Genomic DNA, 9,274 nt, shown 5'->3' on the forward strand with positions numbered 1-9,274 from the left:
AAAAGCTGAAGAAGCGGTTGCGGTTGAAACGACTAGCGAGAGCAAAGCAGACACTGACGCCGATGAAAGTGCGAATGAGCAAGCATCGCGCCAACGTCGTCGCCGTCGCTCTCCTACTGTCGGTGGTCGCGCACCAAACGATCCGCGTAATCGTTTGAATGCCAACACTGATAGTGATCAATCAGACAAAGCAGGCGATGAACAGGAATAACTCCCCTGCTCGGCACTGACTAAACTCTGCAAAAAAAGCCCCGATTCGTCGGGGCTTTTTTTGCCTAAAAATCAGCATCAGTTCAGATATAAAAAATCACCAGACATAAAAAAGGCCGCACTGAGTGCAGCCTTAATTTTTCACTTATAAGCCATACAACATGCTAGCTATCAAGTGCTCTGACTTAGCATACTCTTTAGAAAGTATCACCCGGAACACGGACATTACCTTCCATAATGACGCGCGCACTACGGCTCATAACGGCCTTAGTCGCAGTCCACTCGCCGTCAACCAATGCGGCCGCAGCACCAACACGCAAGGTGCCCGATGGATGCCCAAAGGTTACTGAGTCGCGCTCTACACCGCCTGCGGCTAAATTCACTAACGAGCCAGACACAGCCGCTGCGGTAGCAATCGCCACAGACGCCGTGCCCATCATGGCATGGTGCAATTTACCCATCGACAAAGCACGTACACAAACATCGATATCGCTACTCGCGATCTGCTTGCCGCTAGACGCTTGATAATCTGTCGCTGGTGCAACAAATGCAATCTTAGGCGTGTGCTGACGCTCAACTGCTTCTGCGATGTCTTTAATCAACCCCATTTTCACCGCACCGTAAGCACGCATGGTTTCAAAGCGCGCTAAGGCATCAGTGTCTGAGTTGATATCTTTCTGCAACTCAGTGCCGGTATAGCCGATATCCGCAGCATTCATAAAAATGGTAGGGATGCCCGCATTTATCATGGTCGCTTTAAACGTGCCAATACCCGGAACTTCGAGATCATCCACTACATTGCCCGTTGGGAACATTGAACCTTCGCCATCCGCTGGGTCCATAAATTCAATCACAACTTCAGCTGCTGAAAAGGTAACACCATCCAGCTCAAAATCACCCGTTTCTTGCACTTCACCATTCGTCATAGGCACATGAGCAATAATGGTTTTGCTAATATTTTTCTGCCAAATGCGAACGGTGCAAATACCATTTTCAGGGATACGATCAGCCGCGACCAAACCTTTACTAATCGCAAAAGCACCAACCGCTGCAGTTAAATTGCCGCAGTTGCCCGACCAATCAACAAAGGCTTTATTAATCGCAACTTGGCCAAACAAGTAATCGACGTCGTGATCTGCCTGTTCGCTTTTTGCCAAGATAACCGTTTTCGATGTACTCGACGTTGCGCCACCCATGCCATCAATCTGCTGACCATAAGGGTCTGGACTACCAATTACACGCAGCAATATCGAATCTCGTGCAGCACCCGGCACTTGGGCGGCTTCGGGTAAATCAGTAAGACTAAAGAAAACGCCTTTTGACGTGCCGCCACGCATGTATGTCGCTGGAATCTTGATTTGTGGAACGTGACTCATGAGTGACTCACCTTAATTTAAGAGGTTTAACTAAGCTGGCGCTAGTATATCGCAAGCTAGAGTGAGTCTCTAATGCTCAAAACCGCCATACTGCCGAAGTAACCCTCAGTGGCATCGAATAAATTTCTTAAACTTAAATATCGAAATTCATCTCACGAGTACCAAGTATTGCCCTAGGAGTATCTTCACGCTCTTTCACCGCATGTAGAATCTTATCAATGGCAACGTGTGCCATATCAGCACGAACGCTATGGAATTGAGTCACTGGTGCTAGCTCGCGCCCCCGACGCTGCTCACGCATAACTTTAATATCTTGTAGGTTAACCGCTTTGGTGTAGAGCTTAACAAACGGGCGCATCCAGTTTAAAAACGTTTTTGGTATCGGCATTTTGTAACTAATACAGGTATAGAGTTTTGAACTATATTCGTCGACAGGGCTAATTACGCTAACAAACACAAAGCCAGATTCTTCGCCCCAATGATAATCAACTTGAGTAATATTAGGAGCAAAATAGCGATCCGTATGCACCAGCGCGCAACGCTTCGGATTCGTTAACCAAGGAATAGGACCCAGCCCCTCATTACAATTATGATAAGTAACCTCAATCTCACGAGGCTTCACCTCAATAGTAATTTGTAGGGTTTTTGTAGTGGTCGACTAAATTTGGCCACTACACACATTATTATTTTGGCCTAGATGAAACAAATACCCAAGCGAAAAAGATCATAAAAAAGAAGTCATTCAGGCCGTAGATACTATAAAAGACCCCTGCGAATAAGTCTGTGGAATAAACGACTTCTAGACTATTTCCAAGAAGCCATTTAACCCAGACAACACAATAAATTAGCTTCTCTAAAGCGAAAGCCCCTGCGACCCATTTAATATTTGAAATTACAGTTGCAGCTGATAGATAGGCTATACCCCACATGACTATCATAACAAGCCCAAAATTAGACATTACGACAGGATCGGCCTCATTAATAGCAGCGTTAGTAAACCCCCGTGAAAATAAAATCACACTAAAATTCATCAATGCGGCCAGGATCAATCCATTTTTTATTAATTTCTGATTCATATATAACTCTGATGGCTCTATTGCCTGTCCGTCTATTTACAAGCATGCACGTTTAATACTTCGCCCCCGTCTCAGTCCCGATTCCAACCTGCTATTTTAAATATTAAAAGCGCCACTTCCATTCCGATTGGTCGGTGGCAAACTCACACATTATTTTAGTTTTAATTAGACAATCTATTTAGCCATACAGTATTTTACTGTGCAGCTAATTGATTAAAAACACTCACATAATACTCACAAAAAAGCCCGCTCTCGTTGCCGAAAGCGGGCTTTTTCTTTACTACTTAATCAGCGTTTCGATTAAGCGTTTTTCAGGAAGTCCTGAGCAAACTTCTGCAATACACCGCCAGCGTCGTAGGTGATTACTTCGTCTGCGGTATCCAAACGACAGGTCATCGGCACTTCGACGACTTCGCCGTTTTTACGCGTAATTACCAAGGTCAGATCACAGCGCGCTGAACGCTCACCGATCACATCGTAAGTTTCGGTGCCATCAAGGCCGAGAGTTTTGCGGGTTGTGCCCGGTTTAAACTCCAGCGGCAATACGCCCATACCAATCAGGTTGGTACGGTGAATACGTTCAAAACCTTCAGCGGCAATGGCTTCTACACCGGCTAAGCGCACGCCTTTGGCGGCCCAGTCGCGTGATGAACCTTGGCCATAGTCAGCACCGGCAACAATAATTAGCGGCTGTTTGCGTTCCATGTAGGTTTCAATTGCTTCCCACATGCGGGTGACTTTGCCTTCGGGTTCGATACGCGCCAACGAGCCTTGTTGCACGTTGCCGTTGTCGTCCAACACCATTTCGTTCAGCAATTTCGGGTTAGCGAAGGTTGCACGCTGTGCGGTTAGGTGGTCACCACGGTGGGTTGCGTAAGAGTTAAAGTCTTCTTCAGGTACGCCCATTTTGTGCAGGTATTCGCCCGCCGCGCTGTTCATCAGGATCGCGTTCGATGGCGACAAGTGATCGGTGGTGATGTTGTCTGGCAGTACTGCCAAAGGACGCATGCCTTTTAGGCTGCGCTCGCCTGCTAAGGCTCCTTCCCAATATGGAGGACGACGAATATATGTACTCATTGGGCGCCAGTCGTACAGTGGGCTATCGGCCTTTTTAAACTCGCCTAAATCAAACATAGGAATGTAGATTTCGCGGAATTGTTCTGGCTTAACGCTGGCCTTAACAATCGCGTCAATTTCTTCGTCTGAAGGCCAGATGTCTTTTAGGCGAATTTCTTTGCCATCAACAACCGCCAATACGTCTTGTTCGATATCAAAGCGGATAGTACCGGCAATGGCATAAGCAACAACCAGCGGCGGCGACGCTAAGAAAGCTTGTTTAGCATACGGATGAATACGGCCATCGAAGTTACGGTTGCCCGATAACACGGCGGTGGCGTACAAATCGCGATCAATGATTTCTTGCTGGATTACAGGATCAAGCGCACCCGACATACCGTTACAGGTAGTACAGGCGAAGGCGACAATGCCGAAACCGAGTTTTTCTAATTCAGGCAATAAGCCAGAATCTTTTAAGTACAGCTCAGCAACTTTAGAGCCCGGCGCAAATGAAGATTTAACCCAAGGCTTGCGCACCAAGCCCAGTTCGTTGGCTTTTTTCGCCAACAAGCCTGCCGCCACAACGTTGCGTGGGTTCGAGGTGTTAGTGCATGAGGTGATCGCCGCAATAATGACTGCGCCGTCCGGCATAAGACCTTGCGCTTCTTCTGCTTGAGCTGAAGCCAAGTTGCCAGAAATACCTTTCGCCGCTAGATCGGCAGTTGATACGCGCGCATGCGGGTTGGACGGGCCCGCAATGTTGCGACCAACGCTTGATAGATCAAAACTCAGTACGCGTTCGTACTCGGCGGTTTTAAGATCATCAGCCCAAAGGCCTGTTTCTTTCGCAAACGCTTCAACCAGAGCCACTTGCTCAGGTTCGCGGCCTGTTAGTGTTAAGTACTCGATGGTTTGTTCGTCAATTGAGAACATAGCAGCAGTTGCGCCATATTCTGGTGTCATATTGGAGATGGTTGCGCGGTCGCCAATGGTTAAGCTTGATGCGCCTTCGCCATAAAACTCTAGGTAGGCACCGACCACGCGTTCTTTACGCAAAAATTCGGTTAGCGCTAATACGATGTCCGTCGCAGTAATGCCTGGCTGACGCTTGCCGGTTAGCTCAACACCGACGATGTCTGGAAGTCGCATCATGGATGGATGACCTAGCATCACAGTTTCAGCTTCAAGACCGCCAACACCGACAGAGATTACACCCAATGCATCAACGTGCGGGGTGTGCGAATCGGTGCCGACACAGGTGTCTGGGTAGGCAACGCCATCACGCGCTTGCACGACGGGCGACATTTTCTCTAGGTTGATTTGGTGCATAATGCCGTTACCGGCCGGGATAACGTCGACGTTATCGAATGCAGTTTTGGTCCATTCGATAAAGTGGAAGCGGTCTTCGTTGCGGCGCTCTTCAATGTCGCGGTTTTTCTGGAAAGCATCCGGATCAAATCCACCGCATTCAACGGCCAACGAGTGATCGACAATCAGCTGAGTTTGTACCACTGGGTTTACTTTTGATGGATCACCACCCTGCTCGGCAATGGCATCACGCAAGCCAGCCAAGTCAACCAATGCCGTTTGACCTAAAATATCATGAGTTACAACACGAGCTGGGTACCAAGGAAAATCCAGATCGCGCTTGCGGTCGATCAACTGAACCAATGATTCGGTTAACACCGCTGGATCGCAGCGACGAACTAATTGCTCAGCCAAAATACGCGAAGTATATGGCAGGCCCGCGTAAGCACCCGGTTTAATCGCATCTACCGCAGCGCGAGTGTCATAGTATTCCAGCACACTGCCCGGCAGCTGCTTGCGATACTCAGTATTCATGTTGATCATGATGATCTCTCTCAAAATCTTTTAAGGTCGTAATAGCGGCTGCGATACGAGTGCACGCAGCCCTAAAATTCAATATTGTGTCTTAATTAACGCGCACTAATCGGTGTTACTTCACGCGGTTCAACACCGACATAATCAGCACTTGGGCGGATAATGCGGTTATCGGCGCGCTGTTCCATTACGTGTGCTGCCCAACCCGTTAAGCGGCTGCAGACGAAAATCGGGGTAAACAACTTGGTTGGAATGCCCATGTAGTTGTAAGCCGAAGCATGGAAGAAGTCGGCATTACAGAACAATTTCTTCTCGCGCCACATCACGGCTTCGCAACGCACGGAGATGTCATACAGAGAGGAGTTGCCGTTTTCTTGCGCCAACTTCTCAGACCACACCTTAATGATGTCGTTGCGTGGGTCGGATACGCTGTAAATAGCGTGACCAAAGCCCATGATTTTTTCTTTACGCGCCAACATACCCATCAGGGTTTCTTCAGCGTGATCTGGGTTTTGCATACCTTCGATCAGTTCCATCGCCGCTTCATTAGCACCACCGTGCAACGGGCCGCGCAAAGAACCAATCGCCGCAGTAACGCAAGAGTGAATATCGCTCAGGGTTGATGCACACACGCGCGCGGTAAAGGTGGAGGCGTTGAATTCGTGTTCAGCGTACAAAATCAACGACACATTCATCACTTGTTCGTGCAACGCACTTGGCTTTTTGCCATGTAGCAAATGCAGGAAGTGAGCGCCGATGGTCTCGTCATCAGTTTCGGTTTCGATGCGCACATTATCGTGCGAAAAACGATACCAATAGTTAATGATAGATGGGAAAGCCGCGAGCATGCGGTCGGTCATATCTTGCTGTTGATCAAAGCTTTCTTCAGTTTCTAAGTTACCCAAAACCGAACAGCCAGTACGAATAACATCCATCGGATGTGCAGTCGCTGGAATGCGTTCCAGTACTTCTTTCAAAGCCTGCGGTAAACCACGCATAGCTTTCAATTTGGCTTGATAATCGTTTAGCTCTGCCTGAGTCGGTAGTTCACCTTTCAAAATCAGGTAGGCGACTTCTTCAAAAATGCAGTTACTAGCTAAGTCTTTAACGTCGTATCCACGGTAAGTTAAACCTGAACCTGATTTACCTACTGTCGATAATGCAGTTTTACCAGCAACCTGACCGCGTAAACCCGCGCCAGATAGTTGTTTTGCTTCAGCCATGTATGTATCTCCCAAATCGATAATTGAAAATGTATCTAAAGCAGGGAGCTAGACGGACAGGCCTAGCTCCAACTTCTAATTACTTGTTTTTGCCTTCGGCAAAGAGCGCATCCAACTTCTGTTCGAAGTCGTGGTAGTTCAAGTAATCGTACAGTTCCATACGGGTTTGCATGAGATCAACCACTTTTTTCTGGTCGCCTTCTACAAGAATGCTTTTATAAACCGTTTCTGCGGCTTTGTTCATGGCGCGGAATGCACTCAGTGGGTACAGAACCATGGCAGCGCCCCATTCGCCCAACTGTTCGCGATTCCACAATTCCGTTTGCCCAAATTCAGTGATGTTTGCCAACAACGGCACATCAATCGCTGCCGCGAACTTACGGTAGTCTTCTTCTGTCTTGATCGCTTCAGCGAAGATGCCATCAGCACCCGCCGCAACACAGGCTTTAGCACGAGTAATTGCAGCTTCTAAGCCATCTTGAGCGAACGCATCGGTACGCGCCATGATGAAGAAGCTAGGATCGATACGAGCATCAACCGCCGCTTTAATGCGGTCGACCATTTCGTTTTCAGATACGATTTCTTTGTTTGGGCGATGACCACAGCGCTTTTGCGCTACTTGATCTTCAATATGAACCGCCGCTGCGCCCGCTTTTTCCATTTGCTGAATAGTACGAGCAATATTGAAAGCGCCGCCCCAACCTGTGTCGATATCAACCAGCAAAGGCAGAGATGAAGCAGTAGTGATGCGACGAACATCTTCAACCACATCATTTAAAGAGGTCATACCAAGATCAGGCAAGCCATAAGAAGCGTTGGCCACACCACCACCAGACAAGTAAATAGCCTGATGACCAATGCGCTCTGCCATCATGGCAGCATAGGCATTAATAGTGCCGACAATTTGCAATGGCTTATTATCTTCTAGCGCTTTACGAAATTTTTGACCGGGAGTCATAGCAAGAGTCATGAACGCCCCTCCTCTTGTGCAAGTAGTATTTCAAGATTGTTCAACGACGCCTGAATGTGACGACGCATAAGTAATTCGGCAAGTTCCGCATCCCGACCGGCAATGGCTTCAACAATGCGCTGATGCTCAAGCAAAGCCTGCTGCGGACGTTTACTGCTGGTGCTGGTTTGATAACGATACATACGTACGATGTGATACAGGTCACCGCACAGCATCTGATGAAGACGATGATTCTTACTACCCTTGATAATGCGGTAATGAAAATCGAGATCACCGGCTTTTTGGTAATAGCTCTGGCCTTGTTCCGCGGCAATGGAGTCTTCATGCTCGCGCAGTAAGGCATGAAGCTCGTCGATTTCAACATCGGTCATACGCTCAGCCGCCAGCCTGCAAGCCATGCCCTCGAGCTCTAAACGGACTTCATAAATATCTTTGAGTTCTTGCAGACTAAGCGAGACAACGCGAGCCCCCGCATGCGGAACGCGGACAACCAGATTGCGTGCTTCAAGCTTTTGGATGGCTTCGCGCATCGGCGCGCGACTGCCGCCATAGCGCTCGACTAAATTCTGTTCTGACAAACGCTCACCAGGACGCAACTCACCGCGAACAATGGCGGTAGCCAGCTCGGTGAACACTTTCTCTGCTAAGGTTGTCGCGATATCAGTCACGCGGATAATTTCTCCAGTTGTCGACAAACTAGTAAAAACTGCCGCCAGATTACGCCTTTAAACGAGGATTTCAAGAATAAAGCGCCACGATTGTATACAACTTAGAAAAACACATCCGAAAACGGACAATCCAGACTTTAATACACGGCCCCCTAAAACGAAAAAACCGGCTATCGCCGGTTTCTTTTGAGTCGCTTAATTCTTACCGCTCATTACTCAGGCATTGAAAGCGCCTTAGGAGAAACGATCACCCCATTGTTATCAGCGTACAAAAACTGGCCAGGCACAAATTCAACGCCGCCGAATTTAACGGTTACGTTGACATCACCTAAGCCGCGCTTATCCGTTTTTAATGGATTTGTTCCCAGTGCCTGAACGCCAAGTTCGGTTTCCATGATAGCATCAACGTCGCGAATACAACCGTAGATGATCAGGCCCTCCCAGCCGTTCTTCGCGGCTTTTTCCGCCAGCATGTCACCCAAAAGCGCATGGCGCATTGAGCCACCACCATCAACAACCATTACCTTGCCTTTGCCATCAGTATCAACCAACTCTTTCACTTTAGAGTTATCTTCAAAGCACTTCACGGTGACAATTTCGCCGCCAAATGACTCATGCAAACCGTAGTTATTGAACATAGGCTCAACCACTTGAACTAGGTCTGGGTATTCGTCACACAGATCAGGAGTTAGGTAATTAGTCATCTGTAAGTCCTTAATTTAAAAGATAATTAATATCGCCAACGTTATAACGAAAAATTCCATTAGGCGCTAGCGGTGTCTGTACTGCCATTGCCCGAGCGATAACTTCGCCCGGCAACGATTGATAAATACCCCAAAACTTCGGGGCTAGT

At 48.0% G+C, this 9,274-nt stretch carries 9 protein-coding genes; 1 reads left to right on the forward strand and 8 read right to left on the reverse strand.

All coding sequences use genetic code 11. The annotated features are described in order from the left end of the window. On the forward strand, positions 1–211 hold a 211-nt coding region (locus UXZ23_RS01025; protein WP_320818804.1), incomplete at its 5' end, for a hypothetical protein. Between the two features lie 196 nt (positions 212–407). On the opposite strand, the gene prpF is transcribed toward UXZ23_RS01025, so the two are convergent. The 8 genes from prpF to rraA all read right to left on the reverse strand — a co-directional run bounded on the left by prpF (position 408) and on the right by rraA (position 9,125). Beyond that, positions 408–1,586: a 2-methylaconitate cis-trans isomerase PrpF gene (prpF, locus tag UXZ23_RS01030; protein WP_320818805.1), complete on the reverse strand. Its 1,179-nt coding sequence runs from the start codon at positions 1,584–1,586 to the stop codon at positions 408–410. Positions 1,587–1,719: 133 nt separating this feature from the next. Further along, positions 1,720–2,115 (reverse strand): hypothetical protein, encoded by a 396-nt coding sequence (locus UXZ23_RS01035; protein ID WP_320818806.1) that lies wholly within the window; start codon positions 2,113–2,115, stop codon positions 1,720–1,722. Between the two features lie 154 nt (positions 2,116–2,269). After that, positions 2,270–2,662, reverse strand: coding sequence for a hypothetical protein (locus UXZ23_RS01040; protein ID WP_320818807.1), 393 nt, complete (start codon positions 2,660–2,662; stop codon positions 2,270–2,272). Positions 2,663–2,962: 300 nt separating this feature from the next. After that, positions 2,963–5,560: a Fe/S-dependent 2-methylisocitrate dehydratase AcnD gene (gene acnD, locus UXZ23_RS01045; RefSeq protein ID WP_320818812.1), complete on the reverse strand. Its 2,598-nt coding sequence runs from the start codon at positions 5,558–5,560 to the stop codon at positions 2,963–2,965. A gap of 95 nt (positions 5,561–5,655) precedes the next feature. Beyond that, positions 5,656–6,783, reverse strand: a complete 1,128-nt coding sequence (gene prpC, locus UXZ23_RS01050; protein WP_320818808.1) for a 2-methylcitrate synthase — start codon at positions 6,781–6,783, stop codon at positions 5,656–5,658. A gap of 79 nt (positions 6,784–6,862) precedes the next feature. Next, a complete protein-coding gene (gene prpB, locus UXZ23_RS01055; protein WP_320818809.1) occupies positions 6,863–7,753 on the reverse strand; it encodes a methylisocitrate lyase in 891 nt (296 codons plus the stop codon). Continuing rightward, positions 7,750–8,421, reverse strand: coding sequence for a GntR family transcriptional regulator (locus UXZ23_RS01060; protein ID WP_320818810.1), 672 nt, complete (start codon positions 8,419–8,421; stop codon positions 7,750–7,752). Before UXZ23_RS01060 ends, prpB begins: the two co-directional genes overlap by 4 nt. A gap of 212 nt (positions 8,422–8,633) precedes the next feature. Next, positions 8,634–9,125: a ribonuclease E activity regulator RraA gene (gene rraA / locus UXZ23_RS01065; RefSeq protein ID WP_320818811.1), complete on the reverse strand. Its 492-nt coding sequence runs from the start codon at positions 9,123–9,125 to the stop codon at positions 8,634–8,636. Positions 9,126–9,274: the final 149 nt, after the last annotated feature.

The organism is Thalassolituus sp. (assembly GCF_034111725.1).
Taxonomy (GTDB): domain Bacteria; phylum Pseudomonadota; class Gammaproteobacteria; order Pseudomonadales; family Oceanobacteraceae; genus Thalassolituus.